General features: G+C 58.8%; 14 protein-coding genes. 8 read left to right on the forward strand and 6 right to left on the reverse strand.

Going from position 1 to position 18,115, the window contains the following annotated elements:
• The 3 genes from ABT392_RS10145 to ABT392_RS10155 form a co-directional block, all read right to left on the reverse strand.
• A complete protein-coding gene (locus tag ABT392_RS10145) occupies positions 1–3,228 on the reverse strand; it encodes a type I restriction endonuclease subunit R (protein ID WP_395385834.1) in 3,228 nt (1,075 codons plus the stop codon).
• A gap of 107 nt (positions 3,229–3,335) precedes the next feature.
• Positions 3,336–4,496: a restriction endonuclease subunit S gene (locus ABT392_RS10150; RefSeq protein ID WP_395385833.1), complete on the reverse strand. Its 1,161-nt coding sequence runs from the start codon at positions 4,494–4,496 to the stop codon at positions 3,336–3,338.
• A complete protein-coding gene (locus tag ABT392_RS10155) occupies positions 4,489–7,047 on the reverse strand; it encodes a type I restriction-modification system subunit M (RefSeq protein ID WP_464970968.1) in 2,559 nt (852 codons plus the stop codon). Before ABT392_RS10155 ends, ABT392_RS10150 begins: the two co-directional genes overlap by 8 nt.
• A 391-nt stretch (positions 7,048–7,438) precedes the next feature.
• Between ABT392_RS10155 and ABT392_RS10160 the strand changes: the two genes are divergently transcribed.
• Together ABT392_RS10160 and ABT392_RS10165 are read left to right on the forward strand one after the other, a co-directional pair.
• A complete protein-coding gene (locus ABT392_RS10160) occupies positions 7,439–8,014 on the forward strand; it encodes a LexA family protein (RefSeq protein ID WP_395385830.1) in 576 nt (191 codons plus the stop codon).
• Between the two features lie 149 nt (positions 8,015–8,163).
• A complete protein-coding gene (locus ABT392_RS10165) occupies positions 8,164–8,700 on the forward strand; it encodes an HAD domain-containing protein (protein ID WP_395385829.1) in 537 nt (178 codons plus the stop codon).
• Positions 8,701–8,711: 11 nt separating this feature from the next.
• On the opposite strand, the gene ABT392_RS10170 is transcribed toward ABT392_RS10165, so the two are convergent.
• The gene (locus ABT392_RS10170; RefSeq protein WP_464970969.1) at positions 8,712–9,005 is read right to left on the reverse strand and encodes a DUF6471 domain-containing protein; all 294 of its coding nucleotides are present in this window, start codon (positions 9,003–9,005) and stop codon (positions 8,712–8,714) included.
• A 213-nt stretch (positions 9,006–9,218) separates the two neighbouring features.
• On the opposite strand from ABT392_RS10170, the gene ABT392_RS10175 reads away from it, so the two are divergent.
• From ABT392_RS10175 to ABT392_RS10190, 4 genes are read left to right on the forward strand one after another with little or no spacing between them, the layout of a single operon-like run.
• Positions 9,219–10,061 (forward strand): TnsA endonuclease N-terminal domain-containing protein, encoded by an 843-nt coding sequence (locus ABT392_RS10175; RefSeq protein WP_395385827.1) that lies wholly within the window; start codon positions 9,219–9,221, stop codon positions 10,059–10,061.
• Positions 10,058–12,373: a hypothetical protein gene (locus tag ABT392_RS10180; protein ID WP_395385826.1), complete on the forward strand. Its 2,316-nt coding sequence runs from the start codon at positions 10,058–10,060 to the stop codon at positions 12,371–12,373. The genes ABT392_RS10175 and ABT392_RS10180 overlap by 4 nt, the downstream gene beginning before the upstream one ends.
• Positions 12,370–13,905, forward strand: a complete 1,536-nt coding sequence (locus ABT392_RS10185; RefSeq protein WP_395385825.1) for an ATP-binding protein — start codon at positions 12,370–12,372, stop codon at positions 13,903–13,905. Before ABT392_RS10180 ends, ABT392_RS10185 begins: the two co-directional genes overlap by 4 nt.
• A gap of 5 nt (positions 13,906–13,910) precedes the next feature.
• Positions 13,911–15,053 carry a TniQ family protein gene (locus ABT392_RS10190; protein ID WP_395385824.1) on the forward strand — a complete coding sequence of 381 codons (1,143 nt, stop codon included), beginning with the start codon at positions 13,911–13,913 and terminating at the stop codon, positions 15,051–15,053.
• 10 nt (positions 15,054–15,063) lie between these two features.
• On the opposite strand, the gene ABT392_RS10195 is transcribed toward ABT392_RS10190, so the two are convergent.
• Positions 15,064–15,666 carry a hypothetical protein gene (locus tag ABT392_RS10195; RefSeq protein ID WP_395385823.1) on the reverse strand — a complete coding sequence of 201 codons (603 nt, stop codon included), beginning with the start codon at positions 15,664–15,666 and terminating at the stop codon, positions 15,064–15,066.
• 129 nt (positions 15,667–15,795) lie between these two features.
• On the opposite strand from ABT392_RS10195, the gene ABT392_RS10200 reads away from it, so the two are divergent.
• Positions 15,796–16,884 carry a transposase gene (locus tag ABT392_RS10200; RefSeq protein WP_395385822.1) on the forward strand — a complete coding sequence of 363 codons (1,089 nt, stop codon included), beginning with the start codon at positions 15,796–15,798 and terminating at the stop codon, positions 16,882–16,884.
• A 25-nt stretch (positions 16,885–16,909) separates the two neighbouring features.
• Here ABT392_RS10200 and ABT392_RS10205 read toward each other — a convergent pair whose 3' ends face one another.
• On the reverse strand, positions 16,910–17,410 hold the full coding sequence (locus tag ABT392_RS10205; RefSeq protein ID WP_395385821.1) for a hypothetical protein: 501 nt from the start codon (positions 17,408–17,410) through the stop codon (positions 16,910–16,912).
• 181 nt (positions 17,411–17,591) lie between these two features.
• Here ABT392_RS10205 and ABT392_RS10210 point away from each other — a divergent pair, with 181 nt between their 5' ends.
• Complete coding sequence (locus ABT392_RS10210) at positions 17,592–18,098, forward strand: hypothetical protein (RefSeq protein WP_395385820.1); 507 nt, start codon at positions 17,592–17,594, stop codon at positions 18,096–18,098.
• Positions 18,099–18,115: the final 17 nt, after the last annotated feature.

An 18,115-nucleotide genomic window follows, 5' to 3' on the forward strand; every position in this document is an offset into this window, starting at 1 on the left:
TCAGGAGAGCAAGTCGTGACTGCGCGACTTGGCCAGGTGCACAAGAGCTTTGGACCACTCATCCAAATGTTCGAGCACGACGTCGATGCCTGTGTCGACGAGCCTGTTGTAAACCTCGCCCTCCAACTCGGCAACCTTCACATGATTCGTCCAGAAGCCCGGGGCCTGAATAGTGGCGCGGAACAAGGGCACCAGGTCATTGACCAGGGACTTCAGGGTCAACGAATCAGCTGATTGCAACTTGATGGACTCGCCAAGCTTCATTGCAAGCAAACCGTAGAACGCGATGGCCTTTGGCTCAAGCCCCTCGTCCGCGGTGGTCTTCGGAGGGGTAGCCGCATCAACAAGCAGCTTCAGCTGCTTGGCCTGCTCGTCCCAGTTGTCCTTGTACTTGCGAATCACCTCTTCAAGCTTCTCGGACAGAGGGCCATAGAACGCAGGGTCCTCGTCCATGTGCATCGTGATGTGCTTGCGCAGCGCATGCTCCATCTCAGATGCCTTTGCCTTTGAGGAGGGTTGGGCCTCTGTACGCTTAAGGAAGTTCGCCTGCAGCAACTCTACAGGGGGAATCTTTGGGTCAACACCCAAGCTGACAAGGTGCTCATTGACTAGCCGACGAACCTTCTCGCCAGCATTTCCCAGGTCCAAGCTCGCGTCCTTGAACCTCTCGCGCGCCTGGGCCTTGAGCCAGGCAAACCGTTTGGCGGCCGGCTCGTACTGCATGGCCCGAGCGTCTGGAAGCACGGTGTTCATTGCCTGCAGGAAAAGCGTCAGCAGCACATCGAAGGTCTCGCGCTGTTTGACGTCGGCGATGACGTCCATCATCAGCTCAAAGACGATGTAGTCCTCGTCTGCCGGAAGCTTCTGCGCCGCCCAGTCGTAGACCTGGTCAATCTTGTGCTGCCGGAAGAACAACGCCAGGCGCTCGAATGTCGCCGTCAAGCGCAAGAACTCATCTTCCACAGAGCGGAAGCACGAAAGGAACTCGTCGACATCCTCGCCGACGTAGATGTCCAGAGCCTCCCGCAAATGCTTCGTCAACCCGATGTAGTCGACGATGATGCCGAACTTCTTGCCGGGCGCCTTGCGGTTCACTCGGGCAATAGCCTGCAGCAGAGTGTGCTCGCGCAGAGGCTTGTCCAGGTACATGACTTGTTCTATAGGGGCATCAAAGCCGGTCAACAGCATGTCGCAGACGTTGAGGAATGCGATGCCAGTTTCAGGCTTCGTCAAATCGAAGCGCTTCAGGAAGTTGTTGATGGCGTCGAGTTCCTTGGCGTCCTTACGAGCTTCACGGACTACCCCGAGCTCATTGGTGCCGTCTTCGGACACGATGGCAACAGTCTTGAGGAAGCGAATGCGCTCGAGGACCGCAGTGTCCGCGCTTGGGCGTTTGGCGTACACCATCGCATACGCGTCCAACGCCTTGCCAATGGCATCGCGATAACGAATGGCCGCTAGTTTGGAGTTAGCCACGACCTGGGCCTTGAAGCCTTCGGGCAGCACGCTCTCAACGTAGTGCTTGACGATGTCCTTCGCGACGTCGGCAATGCGAGCTTCGGCCTCAAGAATGTCGTCACGCCCGCCGTACTTTTGCTTGATTGCTTCCAGCTCTTCGGCCGTCCGCTCTGCAAACATGTCTTCAAACTTCTCATCGAACTCAGACTTGTGCGTCAACGCCGTGTTCGTCGTCTTCCCGATATAAATGATGGGCAACACTGCCTCGTCATCCTGAGCTTCCTTCAACCGGTAGGTGTCGATGACACCCCCGAAGCGCTCGACAGTGGTCTGCCGGTGCCGCTTGGTGATAAGCGGGGTTCCTGTGAACGCAATCTTGATGGCGTTTTCGAAAGCATTGGCGAGGTTGTTGCCCAGGTCGCTGTACTGCGTCCGATGAGCCTCGTCGATGAAGATGATGATGCGCGGGGAGCTGTTGACGCGCGGAAACGGCTTCACCTTCGGCACTTCCAGCGGAATGCCAATGGCGCTTTTCAGCGCTGGGGACAACTGCTCCTGCTGTTCCCGAAACTTGTGCACCATGACCATGTACAGCCCGGAGTCGTTTCCTGCCGTCTTGGTTCGAAGGTCTTCGGAGCTTTCAATGCGCGTGACTTTCTCACCCGTAAGCTGGACCGTGTCGCCCAACTGGTCTTCAAGGTCAGTGCGGTCGTTGACCATGATGACCTTGAGGTCGAACAGGTCCTTGCTAGTGCGCAGCTTGCGCACGAAGAAGACCATGGTCAAGGACTTACCCGAGCCCTGCGTATGCCAAATGACTCCGCCCCGCGCGGCACCGGTGTTGCTCCGGATGCGGTCCAGCGCCTTCAAGATGGCACGGTACTGCTGGTACCGCGGCACGACCTTCACCAACGCATCGCCTTTGGTCGTGAACAGTACGAAGTTCTGCAGAAGGTCGACCAGCGTATCGCGAGGCAACATGCCCTGGATAAGCGTCTCTTGCTGCCGCGCCTGACCACCCAACGGTGAAGTGAACGTCGCGTATTTTGTAGGCATGATGGACTTCCAACGCTGGAAGTCATCGGGGTCAGTTGTGATGGAACCGTACGACGCTTCGTTGCCGGTTGTGGCAATCAAGAAGAGGTTTGCATGGAACAGCCGCGCCTCCCCTTCGAGCTTTCCGCCTTTGGTGTCGTCGGGCCGGCGCTCGCAGTACCGCATGAGCTGCTTCTTCGCCTCCTGCATCGGAATGCTGGTGAAGGCATTCGCCTCTTTGGCTTCGACTACCACCAGTGGCAGGCCATTCACAAGGAGAACCAAGTCGGGACGGATGTGCGACTTCACCTGCCCCGGCGTATCGACTCGGAACTGGTTGATTGCGTGGAAGCTGTTGGCAAACGCGTCGTCGAAGGCAATCAGTCGCACAGGCACCGTTTCGATGCCCGTGGAAGTCTTGCGCTCAACGGGGATACCTTTGAGCAGCATCTCGTGGACGGCGCGATTGGCCTCCACTAGCGAGCCCTTCTGGCTAGTGACGTGCTCGAAAAGGGCCTCGAGGTCTTCGTCGGCCAGCCAAGTCGCACCCGATGCGTCCCTGTTGAGCGCTCGAACGCTGCTGAAGAACACAGCCTTTAGCGCGACCTCGCGGAAATCAGACCTCAGGCTCTTTGCTGGGTCAGTTGGAAGGGCCTCGCCCTGGTCGATGACTGTCCAACCAAGTGCCTCCAGCTGGGAGAGGAAAGGTAGTTCTACGAGGGTGCGTTCTGACATGTACTTATCCCTGAATCATGGTGGCTAATAGCTCTTTTCGGCTTAAGCCTTGTATAGGTAGCTTTAGGCGAATTGCCCTCTCGGGCCTCCAGACTCCAGCCCCTCGTCTAGCTGAGCAGCGCTTGAGCCAGCCCGACCTTAAGCTTTCGAAGCTTAGCCAACTCCCGCTGGTCCTGTTTAAGCTCAGCGGTGACCGTACCTACTAAGCGCAATACTTTCCGCTGCACTTCAATCTCTGGACGTAGTACCGGGAATTTTTTGAGCTGTGTCGAGTTGATTGAGGCCAAGTTCGTGGATTGCTTTGACGCGAGCATGAAGAACTTCTTTCCGAATTCGGAGGCAGCCCAAAGGGCAAGAAATTCAGGCAATAGCAGCTCCTGATTGCACCGGACACGAAATACATGGTTCTGGTGAAGACAGTTTGGCACCTCTCCTTGCCACACGGCACCACGCCCCAGCTTGTCGAAGTCACCACCCTCGTTCATAAGGACGTCACCCCGCTGCAACATTGCTCGTGCTGCGACAGACTCCGGCAGTCGAATGGTCTTCACCTCGTCGAGATTTAAATATCCGTCTTGAACATTTGCCACGCGCAAGTACGGATAGTCCACTGTTCCTGGCCCCGTGAATTTGCGACCCAGCGTGACCCCACTGCCTACCTCTGCCAAATTAGCGAGCGGCACGCGAGGTGCATCAGCAAGGCGCCCAAATGCATCAAAGACTACCCCCTCGACTACGGAAGTGCGCTTTGCTACGGCGAGCTCGACATAAGCAATCTGCTCATCTACAGCTGTCAGCAATTCAGCGATGCTTCGCTGCTCGTTTTGGTCAGGCGGAGTCGGCACCGACAAAGCGAGCAGGTGCTCGAGTCGGATGCCTTTGACGGTTGAGCCAACACCGAGACGAGACAGCCGTTCTGAAGAATTCTCGACGAGGTAGTACAGATACGTCCCATCAATGCCTTCAGATGGTAAGAGCGCTCTGAGGTCCTGGTTGATAGCGACTTCGTTAGAGAACGTAGCAACTGACCCGACCGCCATTCGCATCGCAACAATTGGCGTCCCCGGTTCTACGAGGTTAGCCGTGGATGCCTGGAGCCCAGCCGCTGAGATGAATTCTTCAGTGCATCGTAGATTCCGACCTGAAGTAGAGATGTCCTTAACAGACGCCCATGGAATCTCGGCCTTCCAGAACTCCGGAACAGCCCGAGATGGCGTACCGCCTCCGACAGTTCGACGAACAAGTGAACGCAGTGCTACCTCACTCATAGCCGAACTCCCGCATCAACTTAACAACAAGCTCAGCCTTTTCGCGACGCTGTTCGGCCAGGTGGTCGAGTGTCACTGCGTACTTTGACCACAAGGTCTCGATGCGCTGAATGAGCGAGTCACGGTACGCCTGCAATCGGCTTTCGTACGCGGATGCCAGTGTTCGCATCCATCGGTTAAGGATGAGCTGTTCGGCCTCGTCGTCCGAAATCTTTGCGCGCGCCGCGTCAACCAAGTCGTCACGACGCTTCTCTACGTTCTTGATGGTCTGCTTGGCCGTCTTGAGTTCGTCTTCCATCGCAACATGCCGCGCCAGCAGCTCATCGAGCTGCTCAGCTTCCGCGGTAAGTTCTGCTTGGTATTCGGGGTCGCCCTTCTTCTTTAAGGCTTTCAGCTCTGCTGCAACTTCTTTTTTGCGAACCTTCAGGGCGTCAACCACAGCTTTCGGCAGCACCGGTTGGTCGTCGGCAAAGTCATAGGTGGAGAGGTCAATGTCCTCCTCTTCCTCGCCCTCCTCCGGCTTGACCGCATCGAACATGGCCTGCAGCTCCGCAATGCGAGATTGCGCAGCCGCTACCTCTGCCAAAACCTCAGGGAACTGCGACTGCAGGATTTCATCGGCAGGGATAAGCTCCGCGTTCCATCCGGATGCAGCCACCGACTTGAAGTCCGCCGCGAGCACGCTGGCAAATTCAGCAAAGGCTCCGCGAATCTGGAACTTGTCCAGCACAGCCATTGCCAACAGCAAGTCCTCCAGGCTCTGCGAGAACTTCTTCTTCAACGGGAAGAAGCTGCCCGCCTTCGGAAGTGCGCGCAAGTCCGCAACGTTCTTTCCCCACCATTTGGCCAAGCGACCATGGAACTCTGCATGCTTGTCTTGAACAGCCTTGTGCTCTTCGACCAAGCGCTTGGCTATTGCCTTGTCCGCCTTTAGCTCGTCGACGAAGTCAACGTAAGCTGTGTCAGAAGGTCGCCCAACAAACAGGACATTCCGCAGTCCGGCGTAGTTCTGCCACCACTGGCTCAGCGCTTCGACTTCCGCACTCGGCACTCCACCGTGTAGATGAGCGCGCACGTCTTGCGGCTCTGGTGGCGGGGAGTTGTCGACATAACGCCGGATGTTCAAATTGAAGTCCTCGGCTTCCAGCTCCTTCACCGGAACCAGGCGTGAGTACGCATCCACCTGCAGCATCTCGTGATAGACGTAGGAAATCTTCTCGATGTCCTCTGGCCGCAAGGTGCTCTGATTCTTGCCTTCCGCATACTCGCGGTCAGCATTGATGAACAGAACATGGTCTCGCTTAATGGCACCCTTCTTATTCAGGACCAAGACGCAGGCCGGGATGCCCGTCCCATAGAAAAGACCCGGTGGCAGGCCGATGACAGCTTCCAACTGCCCGGCAAGAACGATGCGCTTGCGCGCCTCCTTCTCCTTGGAGCCACGGAACAGCACGCCGTGCGGCATCACTACCGCTGCCTTGCCTTCGGCGGCCAGCGTAGCCAGGATGTGCTGCACGAACATCAGGTCCGCCTTCTTGCCAGTTTCGGGCATGAAGGTGTGGAAGCGCTCTTTGAACTGCATCTCCTTCGCGGAATAGTTCAACGAGAACGGGGGGTTCGCAATCTGACGGTCCATCAACATCAGCTCACCGTTCTCGGCAAGATGGCGTGGGGACTTCAGGGTGTCGTCGTTGCGAATGTCCGCGGCCTTGTAGCCGTGAAGAATCATGTTCATCTTGCAGATAGCCCAGGTGGTCGGGTTGACCTCCTGGCCACAGAGCTGCAAGGTGCTCGGGTCACCACCGGACTCTTCAACGTACGCGCCAGCCTGCACCAACATGCCGCCCGAGCCACATGTTGGGTCCGCTACAGACATTAGCTCGAGCGGCTCCATGAGCTGCACAAGCAGGCGGACGACGGGCGCAGGCGTGTAGAACTCACCGCCCTTCTTACCAGCGGTGTCGGCAAAGTACTTGATGAGGTATTCGTAGCCAGCCCCCAGCAGGTCTGGGAATTCAAACCAGCCATTAGCCAAGTGGACCGTCGAGAAGTGCTCGATGAGTTCGACGATGACGTCGTCATCCACTCGGCGCTTCTTGTCGCCCTTGGTCGCCATGAAATTGATTGGCTTGAGCACGCCGGACAACGCCTCAACGTTCTCCTCTTCGATAGCAGCCAGCGACTTGTTGACCATGTCGCCTACAAGCTTCTTCACGTGCATCAGGCCGCGGAACTGCTGGCCGTTGTCGAGAGTGACAGGGTCGGCCAGCTCCCAGCGGGCGCGCTCAGGCACCCAGAAGGAGAAGCCCTTTTTGTTGCGCATCAGCGCCTGGACCTGCTTCTCAGACTTGCCCTCCGCAAGGGCCTTGCGCTGTAACGTTTCAAGGTCCTCTTCAAACTGGTCGCTCAACCGCTTGAGGAAGAGCATGCCGAAAAGGTATTCCTTGTATTCGGAGGCATCCATCCCGGTCTTACGAAGGATGTCTGCGGCTTTTAAAAGAAAAGACTCGAGCTGGGCAAGAGTCAGTTTGCTGCGTTTTGACTTGAGCATGGGAACCTGTAGACCGATATCAACTACAGGTGTAGAAGCGGTATTTATTGTTGTCATAATGGCAAATGCAGCAAAAAGAAAGCTGTTGCAAGCAGAAGCGCAAGGTGCGCGATACCCCAAGCAACCAGAGAACCCTCCTTTGTAGCAGGCTCTGGTCATGATTTAGGCAGTATCGAGCTAATGCCCAACATGTTTCAGCCCGCCTCGCCGGAAACGCTGGCCAGCCCCGCTCCAATCCCCCAGCTTGGGCAAGTACCCTAACCGGCTCATCAGCCAGTTCATGTTAGCTAAGCTATTGTTGTCATTGAAGTTTTTCTGAGACCAGGGCTTGCACAAAATGCTGTACGTTTGTACAGTAGTCGCGAACGAACAATCATTCGGTGCGACGACGATGAACGACCAAGCTCACATCCAGGCTCTCCAGCGGTACTGGAAGCGCCACAAGGCATTCCCCTCGATGGCCAAGCTCTGCAGCGTGGTTGGGCTGTCCTCCAGCGCCAGCGTCTTCGGCATGGTCGGGCGCCTGACCGAAGCTGGCTATCTGCAGCGCGTGGATGGGCGAATTGCACCCGGAGCTCGATTCTTCGCCCGCTCGGTTATGGGCTCCGTGCGCGCAGGCGTGCCCCAGCCAATCACGCAGGAGGACGTCGACGCCCTCACCTTGGACGACTACCTCATCGACGCTCCTGACCGCACCACGCTGCACCGCGTTCGAGGCGACTCCATGAAGGACGCCAACATCGTCGAAGGTGACATGGTCGTTGTCGAGCACAACTCGCCAACCAAACCCGGCGACATTGTGCTCGCCGTCGTGGACAACGAGCTGACCGTCAAGACGTTGGCCCTGGACGAGAACGGACAGTACTTTCTCCAGGCCGCGAATCCCGCCTACGAACCCATCCGTCCGGCGACATCGCTGGAACTTCTTGGCGTTGTCGTCAGCGTCGTGCGACGCGTGCGGAGGTGATGGCCTGACCACCGCACCCGACAGCGGCTAACACCGCCCTTCCCTTGCCTCTGCGCGTGCCTCGGCGCGCTGAGCCTTATATCGCCTGACCGACCTGCGCATACCGCGCAGCGGGCAGAGCTTTGCCAAAACCTGACCCAGGAGCATTCATGCAAGTGGTCTATCTAGGAATTTCAGGAGTACTGCATCCCAGCAAGAGCGCCTACACGTTCGTCGTCGGCCGCACACCCCTGCACGACGGGCGCCATGAATTCGAGGCCGTCCAAGTTCTGGAAGAGGCGCTGACGCCGTTCCCGGATGCCCACATTGTGCTGACCTCCACGCTACCGCGATTGCACGGGCTGCCTTGGGTGCTGGAGCGTCTGGGCCCTAGCTTGTCGGACAGAGTCATGGGCTTCGCATTCGAAGACCTGACTACCAAGGTTGGCGATGGCCCGCGGCAGGTGCTGACGGCCGAGGACTATTGGCGCTGCTCAAAAGCTCAAATCGTTCAGAAGCACGTCGCTTGGCTGAAGCCCAGCGCTTGGATTGCCGTGGACGACGAAGGCTCGCAGTGGCCTGCCGACATTGCTACCCAGAACCTGGTTTGGACCCATCCCTGTCGAGGTCTGATGGACCGAGCCGCTCAAGACCGGCTGCACACCGTTTTGCTGGGCAATTTCCGGCTCTACCTGGGCGTCACTTAGATGCGGCCGGTCTACTTAGTCCGACCCTTGGACCCGGCACTTGGCCGAGGCTTGCCGGGCGCAGGCTCCACAGTGAGGTCAGGCAGGTGTTCCAGGTCGAGGTGGTTGACGCCGGCGGCGCGCAAGACTCGCAGGGCGAATCCAAAGTTGAAGGAGCCCCGCGCGATGCGCTGGGTGAGCGCCTTGGCGGTGGTAGAGCCCAGGCCAGTGTTTTTAAGGCGCGCAGCCACATCCTTGGGCTTCAGTTCAGCCCCAAGCATTTCAGTTTTTAGTATCAACCGCGCCTGTTTGTCCCAGTAGTCCAAGGGCTTTCTGGGTTCGGTTTTCGGCGGTTCTACTTCGGCCTTCTTCCTTGGCATAGATATGCATTTTCGGCGTCCAAAAGCGTTCTTAAGGCTGCCAATTGGCAGCTTTGTATTCAGATTGGAATCACATAGGAAAAACGTCCCTTCACTCCGAGTCGGCCTCGCAAATCGCGGGACGTCCGGCGTAAGGACACAAGCAAATGGAGAGCAAACATGGCAGGGCCAAAGAAGTGGACAGAAGAACTGATTGATGCGCGAGTGAAGGCCGGCCGCGGCCAAGGTAGCGGCCAGACCTACAGCCCCTGGCTCAACGTCCAGGAGTTTTCATCTCGGGGAACGCAGACACGCGTGCCGAGCCACAAGCTGAACCGGACGATTCACACGTTCTCGTACCTCGAACGGGCACTGTTCTTGGTGACGGAGTTTCAAACCAACTTCGTGGACTTCAACGAGCAACGGCCGCTGGACCGTGGCGTCACCCTTGGCGCCGCGGCGAAGCTGGGGATTCGGCATCCCCGATATCCCCGCACCAACGTCCCGGTCGTCATGACGATGGACGCTCTCGTGACGACGACAGACGCCGACGGCGTGCTGACGTTCGCGGCCTGGGACGTCAAGCCGCAGAGGCGCCTGCAAGACGAGCGCGTACTGGCCAAGCTGAGCTTGCACAAGGCGTATTGCGCTCAGCAAGGCATCCCGCACTACCTGTTTACCGAGAACAGCGTGTCGCCCTATGTCGTCCGCAATATCGACTGGATTCGCATGGCACTGCCGAAGGACGGCGAGCAAGAAGTCGTACCTGGTCTTTTTACGGGGCATCTCGACCAATTCCAGGACGACCTGTTTACCTGCCGCACTCGCCCGACCATCAGCCACTTCTGCGGCCAGTACGACGCTGCGCACAAGGTTGACCGCGGCACAGGCCTGCGCATCTTCAAGCTGCTGCTTTGGCAGCATCGCGTCGATATGGACCTGAACGTCCAGTGGCTGGAGCGCCAACCCATCCCCCGTCGAGGCGAGGTAGCACCGACACCCTCGCTCCGGAAAGCAGCATGAGTGCAACGTTGCTCATCAACGACGTCTTTGAGGCGCTAGGCATTCGCTACCGCCTGCTTCATGTCGACGATGCCCGCAAAACGGCGTACGTCATTCAGCTCGATGCGCCGCATCCGCTCCCGGAGCCCTGGCCACTTGATGACTTGACATCCTGCGCCGACTTGCCCGACGTTCTACGGTTGGTACCAGACCCCTGCGCGCAGGACCGGCCGGTCAGCCCTAGGCCAGACGACGTTGCGACGCGTGACCGCCGCTACCGGAGGCTCAAAGACCTGGTTCATTTTCAGGACGGTAAGCCTCATCCAGACTTGTGGGAGCCAGAGAAACGGCGCCAGCTGCTCCGAGCTCATTCCCTCAAGGTGCATGTAACGGAAAAGTGGCTTCTGCAAGACCTACGCCGGTGGTGGCTCCGCGGCCAAACCATAGATGGACTCTTGGGCGAGTACTGGAAGTGCGGCCGCATCGACGGCAGCACTGCCGGCGCGCTCGTGTGCGAGGAGAAGAGCCGTAACGGACTGGTCAGCGTAGTCTTCGCTCCTGCAAAGCACCGAGCACGAGGCCGCACACCCAAAGACGGACAACACGGAAAGCTCGCTCTGTCTGCGGAACTGCGCGCGGTCATTCTCGAAGTGGCCAAGAAGCACTATCTCGAAGACCAAAGCCGCTCTGTTCACGGCACGACAATCACTGTCCTCGACGAGTTGTTCTCCCTTCGAGATGAAGACGGCCATCCCTTGCGCGACGAGAACGGCGCCGCCGTTCTGAAGGAACCTGGACAGCGCCCGACATTCGACCAAGTGCGATACCTGCTGCGTCGGGCGCTGCCGCTGTCGAAGGCTTTCGTCTCCCGCAATGACGCGGCCCTGTACGAGAACAATCACGCGCCGTCGACTGGCTCGGTGCTCGACGATTGCCTTGGCCCCGGCGATGTATTTGAAATCGACGCAACCATCTTGGATATGTGGGTCGTGGCGCGTGCCAACCGTGCGTCCATCATCGGCAAGCCCACCTTCTATCTCATCATCGACCGCGGGAGCCGTCTCATCGTTGGCTTCTATCTGAGCCTGGAGCCCCCTTCGTGGACTGAAGCACGACAAGCCATTCTCAGCATCGCCGGAGACTGGGAGGGTCTGTGCAAGCGCCTGGGCGTGACCTACAACCCTCGCGACTGGCCGGCTCGCGGCGTCATGCCGAACCGCTTCTTCGGGGACCGGGGCGACATGATTGCTTACGCCAGCGACGTGCTTTGTGATGGGGTGTCTGTCCAAGTGACCAACGCGCCGGCACTGCAATCCAAACGCAAGCCCTTGGTCGAATCAGGCTTCATCTGCGTCAGCACTCCGCTTCGCGACAACGCGCTGGGATATGAGCCTCCGAAGAACGCCTTCAAACGCCGGGCCAAGAAGTTCCACAAAGACGCCTGTCACACCCTTGATGAAGTTGCGGCCGACATGCTGCGCATCATCATCAAGCACAACCGTACGCAGAAGCTGGGCTACCAGCAGTCCCCGGAAGAAATCCTCGCCGACGAGTCCGTGAGCCCCATAGCGATTTGGAACCGCGAGGTGGCCAATCGCATCGGCAGCGTGGCGCGCATGCCTATCGACTTGCTGCGTCGCAAGCTCTTGCCTGAAGGCGAGGCCACCGTGCATGTCGATGGCGTCGAGTATGGCGGGCTGCTTTACAAGGCGAATGACCGCAGCCTGGGCGAGTGGCACGTGCGCGCCAGCTTGCGTGGCTCTTTCAAGGTCAAGGTGTCATACAACCCTTGCCTTGTCGACAACATCACCGTCCAAGACCCCTTCGACGACAGCAAGCGGCACGACCTGGTGCTGACCACAACCAGCGAGGCCTATGCGGGCTACTCCTTCGCCGAGGTCAAGTATGTGGTGGACAAGCGCGGTACGAAGGACCGTGCAGCGGCCAGGACAAATGAGGCTCATGCCGTGGCGCTGCGCCAGGACATGCGCACAGCTTCGTCGGTCACAGCCGCGGCAACTAAGGAAGCTGCGAAGGGCATGACGCCTGGCATGCGCCGCTCCGGTGGCGATGAAGTTCGGGAACTCGAAGCCCAAGAACGCCGTCGCGTCGTCAATGACCTACAAGCCCCGGACCTGCAGTACGGCCCACCTGGTGCAGCCAGTGACGCGGTGCGCCACGCCGCCGCGCCCGCCGGAACCTCTTCTTCGGTGCCACCAATGCCGGCCGCCGAACCGACCACTGCCGCGCGCCCTACTCCACCGGCGCCCACCTATTCCGATACCGACCCGTCGCTGATGGGCGACCTAGACAACATGCTGGACACCCTATGAACGACTACGCATTCCCCCACGTCATTGCCAACTACAGAGCTGAAGCCATCGCGAAGTACGCGGGCAATCCGTACATCGAAGCACTTCCCGACCTTCCGGACGACGCCGCCCTCGCTGCAGCGCTGAAGTACCTTCCTCGTTTTAATCCCGACGAACGGCTGCTGCCGGCGCCGGTGCGAATTCAGCTGCTGGACACGCTGCAACTGCTCGTCATTCCTCTCCCGAGGTTGGTGCGATTGGCGCGTGCCGTTCTGAAGATGATGCGAACCGGGTACGGCCCTCGCAAGCCGTATTCACGTGAAGACAAGGCCACGCTGCAAGCACTCTATGAACAACAGCAGTCGGGGTCGTTCCTCTCTGCCCGACAAACCACGCTGGCTGCGCAGCATTCGATGGCGCTCATCGGCGCGTCGGGCTGCGGCAAGACATATGGGCTGCGCCAAATCGCGGGACTGTTTCCGCCGGCCATCTATCACGAGGCAATTGGCAAGTGGCAGCTGCCGTGCTTGTTCATCGAGATGTCCTACGACGGTGAGAGCATTCACACCCTGGCCTCGGAACTGTTTGCAGAACTGGACCGGCTCTTGCCCGATGCGGGATACACCGAGCTGTACATGGAACGCAAGGGCTTGAACGCCCAGCAGCGGCTGGCCAAAGCGTTGGCTCTCGCCTACGAGCATGGCGTGGGCATGGTGTTTGTCGATGAGTCCCAAAACCAAAAATCGGTGGGCAACGGCCCGAAGCGGCGCGAGCGCAAGGACGCGTCAGCCAATGCCCCGAAGACCGAAACGCCGCTCACCAAGTTGCTCATCACCGCCTCGAACACGAGCCACATGCCGATGCTGCTCTCGGGAACGCTGGAGATGCAGGCACTGATGGGCTCTCGGTTCACTCGCGCCCGGCGGATGGCTGGTCGCGGCTCGGCAATCTGGACACCGCTGGAGTCGAGCGGCAACGTCGCGGCTCCCAATGAGTTCGAGCTGATGCTGAAGGCGCTGTGGCACTACCAGTGGATTCAGCGCCCTGTGGCGCTGACCGACGTCTGGGTGGCGCTGTTCTTCAAACTGACGCAGGGCATTCCGGACATCATGGTCAAGCTGTTCGAGTCCGCGCAAGAAGCGGCCATTGCGAGCAAGGTCGAAACGCTGACGCCCGAACTGGTCGAGCGAGTGTTTGCCAAGGAGTTCGTGACGACCGACTTCGGCATCACGGCGTTGCGCGAGAAGAACCGCGTTCTGCTCGATGCCGTCAGCGACCTGTACCAGCCGGACCCGATTGCTGAGCTCCTCGAAACACCCGCTCAGTTCGAACTGCCCAAAGGGGTGCGGGCCAAGCGGCCTCCTGCGGCTGCGCCTGAGCCGGTCGATGCATCGGTGCCGAGACGGCGACAGAAGCCCGCGAAGCCGAGTCCCGAGCCCGTTGCGGTGTCCGTCGACCTGGCGCGAGACTCGGACTTGCGCGAAACGCTGCTCGATGCAAGTACGGCCTCACGGCTGAACCTCGTCGACCTGGGCAACGGCTTTCCCGGCTGACTCCCATGCGATACCTGCTGCAACGACCTTTGCCAGACGAGTTGTTGGGCAGCGTCTGGATTCGAACCGCACGCCGAGCGGGCTTGCCCATTCGGACGGTGGCTCGTGTCCTGACGAATGGCCGCAAGTGGGCCCCGGGCTTCTTCACCGCAGGCCACCTGGTTGACCTGGCTACGGTTCTCGGAATGCAGCCCATCGACCTGCTTTGGGAGCACACGGTGTTTCCGTACGCTACTGCCTTCCACGCACCAGAGGTCTTCGAGTCGGCTATGGCTGCGGCCGTGTCTACGGGAACAGCGGCTATTGGCATGGGCGCGGTGACGCAGAGCGCCTCAGACCAAGTGCGGTTTCGAAGGTATTGCACCCGATGCGCTCGAGAGGAGCGCGCAGCCTGGGGAGAAAGCTACTGGCACCGGGCACACAACCTGCCAGGTGTCCTGATGTGCCTTAAGCACGGCAATGCGCTCAGGGTGACGGAAGTACAGACTGGCAATCGAACCTGGGAATCGGCACTGCCCCATGAGCTTGGTGGCCGACGAACATCGGAGACGCGCCCGGATGCTTTCGAGGTGGAGTTGGCAAGGCGCTCAGTCGAACTGCTTCTCCGGCCACAGCGGCAGCCCCTCGTACGAGAGCCGCAGTGGTATCGCGATGAATTGATTGAGCGCGGCTTGTTATCCCCTGACCGGCAACTGAATGCCAGCCGGCTGGCTGCCTGGCTCCTAGAGAGGACGGGAGGTCGGATGCGCCGCTTTGGGTTCAACGCCAAGGACGCTGAACTGAAATGGCCCGCACTGATGGTTCGGCCGCGTACCGGCATTCCGTTTGTTCCCTTGAAGCATCTGGTGTTCCAGACTGCCCTGGCGTTGCAGCCCCTTTCGGAGAAGCCGGTTCTGGACCACGCGCCTGTCGGACCTTCAGGACGGCCACGCGAACAATTGGATAAGCAGTTCTCTACAGCGGTGCGCGCGGTCATCCGCGCTTACGTTAGAAAGGGAGAGCGCGTGCGGGTCTGCGATGCCTTGGCCGAGGCGGGATGCTGGCAGCTGTATCGCCACAGCTCACAAGACTTCCCTCGCGTTACGGAGGCGGTTCGTCACCTGCGGCTGTCTGCTGCGAGCTATCGACCCAAGTACAGGCCTCGCTAGTCCCTACGACCTAGCCCTCTTGAGGTACCCAGTGTTTTTGCACCAAGCTGAACGCCGACAGGAAGCAAAAGGACACCTTAACCTGCTGGGGAATCTCATTGCAAAACTGAACTATGTCTTCGGTGATTGCCGGGTGCAAAACCTCCACGTCTTTGACTTGGCGCGCCATGCTGAGGGCACCAAGATTCTTGTAGTTCGCGGTTTGCATCTCTTGAAGGTCAAATTCGAATTGCAATACCGGTGCAGATGTCTCATGTCCTAGCCGGTCAACTAGTGGGGTCTGCGCCACGAAGCGCACCACCTTCCCATCGACGACGTGAAGATGAGCCTCCTGCAAGCCAGAGAGAAAGTTCTTTGCGTGGTCCATGGCTTCATAGGTTCCACGGGCGACTGTGAACGTGTTTACCAGAACCGGTTTCCCTGCTTCGTCTGCGGAATAGGACAGCGTCCCCATGTTCTTCTGCGCGGCAAACTCTTCCAAGGTCTTCGGGGACTGCTTTGCAGGCGCTTGGTCCTCTCCAAAGACAAAGTAGGCTCCCATGCCGACAAGAATGAGACCGCACAACGCTCGCGCAAGCTTGGAAAGCGGGTGCTGGGTGATTGATTCGTACATGGAGACTCCGTGGACAGGCGATGCCCGGGTATAGCCACATCCCGGGGGCTGACATCGCTGCAAATCGTGCGACCACAGCCGAATGACTAAACCCCATGCGCTTCACGTCTGGAAGGACGTACGAAGCACATGGATTGGATTTCCGGAATTGGTCGGGACAGCCGCAACAGGCTGCACGTGGAAGCGCAATGGCTCGATAGCCCGAGCACGTGGACCGACATTGAGCGACTGACGGCAGACCTTGGCATCGACGGCACTGTCCGGAGGAAGGTCGAACTGCCGCTGCATCAGTTCCATGTTGGCAATTTCGCCGAGTACTTGTCGGGCCTGGCCTTGGCCGGACTCAATGCCACCTGCCAGAGCGTCTACGAGTTCGAGACGACCGCTGGCACTGTTGTCCTTCCTTCCCAGCTCCTGGTTCTCGCGACCATCGGCGCAAACCGTCCATTCAGGCGAGCGCTTCTCAGGCCTTGGGGCCCATCCTTCCTGATGAACGCGACGGATGAGGATGGCCAGTATGAAGTCGCACCCACACCGCACCGACGGCATGACCTAAAGATGGCCCGGGACCCTTCAATCACGCGCATGCGGTGGCTGCAGGCGTATCCATCGGCTTCCGCAGCCTGGGGAAGCGTGTACGCCTCTGCGCTTAAGGGGCGCTTTGACATGCGCATGCCCAATGCAATCGTCAGTGCGTCCATCCGAGGCAAGCTGGTTGGGGGAAAACTGCTGGCCACGCGCCTTCAACTACTCGAGCTGTGGCCCACCGAGGAGCCCTTTGAGTTCGCAGAGCATGCTCCGCGACACTTCGTGTTCAACGAGGCCGTCCACCGACGGCCGGCGCATGGCAAGGCGGCAGCGCCGTCCTCTGATTCCGCGCTGACCGTCGTCGGGACGGTTCAGCCGCTCACCGATGCCGAGTGGGCGCGTGTTGAACCCTTGCTGCAGGCCATCCTCGCATCGCCGGACAGCAAGCACCCAGGCCGCTCACGTAGTCACGCGCTACGGGATGTCATCGAAACCATTCGGCTGAAACTGGGAACACCCTACGCCTGGTCGAAGTGTCCTGGGGACCGGCCGCTTGTGCAGTCGGCGTCGGTGCTGCTGTCGAAGCTGCAGCGCGCAGGCATGTGGGACAAGGTCGTCGCTGCCGGCGCCGGAGGTGCCGCGGCACCTCGGCCGCCAACAGTTATACGGAATTATCCGCCGTCGGTATAACCGCACCTAGCTGGTGTGCAGCTCATCAAGGCGGAGCCGAGACGCAAAGCGCCAAGATTTCAATTCCGCTCTCCGCAAAGACTTCGCTGAGAGACGCATACACCGGCGGCCGGGCCCAGAACTCATGGGCCATGAACTCTGCCGGAGGGTCCATCCTAGAGGCAGACATTCGAAACGCGGTGTGGCATACCTTGTGCGCCTGCACGGTGCTGTCAAGGAACCGCACTTTGTAGACCGCGCTCTTCTGTCTGAACTGGTCACGGAACCACACCGCGTCCTCAAGGGTTTCCCAAACGAAGGTAGAGGCAAGACGACGGGGTTTGTCGGGATAGTGCTCGGCCCGAATTCGTTCCCGGAGATGCTCCCCCAGCTCATCGGCGGCAACCTCGTCCGCAGGTGCCCCTTGAACAAGCGCGCCATAGGTGCCCGCCGGCTTTCGGTCGCCCGAACGGTAGACCCCCTCGCACACGTGGAAGAACTCTGCAGTCATGTCGACCGGTGTCGACGTCGGCGAATTATTGCTCATCGCACTCCGCGTAACGGTCGTTAGTGGATTTGACAAGCATTTCCAAGTCTACAGGCACTACCACTAGTCAATATTGGCCACCGTCTCTGACTCAAGTTTAAACGACCTTCGCTATAGCCCTAGTAAATCTTCGGTGCAAATTATTCAGCCAAACACATTTCAAACTCAAATACCCCTACCTATGCGCTTTCTCAGAACAGCCCTGTTAACTTTTGCATTCGGCGTGACTTCCCAATGTTTCGCTCAACAATCAAATTCAACCTGGTGCACACCACAAGAAACAACAGTTTTCAATTGCTCAATTGGCAAGAAAGTTCTTTCAATTTGCAGCTCCAGCCAGCTGACCAAGACCTCCGGTGAGATGCAATATCGTTTCGGACACCTTCACAGCCCACCCGAATTGGCGGTCCCGAAACAACCGCAGCATCCCTCGAAATTCCTCGAAATTTCCACGGGCCATTTATTCGCAAGTGGCGCACACGAGATGTTCTATCTCTTTGAATTTGAGAACAACAAAGTGCTCTATCAATTGCATTGGCAAGAATCTGACAGCAGCCCAAACGGAAAGGCGGACCTAACCATATCGGGGTCCGCAAAAAAAGCCCAGACATCCACACTGAAGTGTGCTTCGCGCTCAATTTTCATTGATACCAAGCATATCGAACCAATCATTACAACCCATTTTTGAGAATAGGCGAATCACTA

The organism is Paucibacter sp. JuS9 (genome assembly GCF_044043925.2).
Classification (GTDB): domain Bacteria; phylum Pseudomonadota; class Gammaproteobacteria; order Burkholderiales; family Burkholderiaceae_C; genus JAUASW01.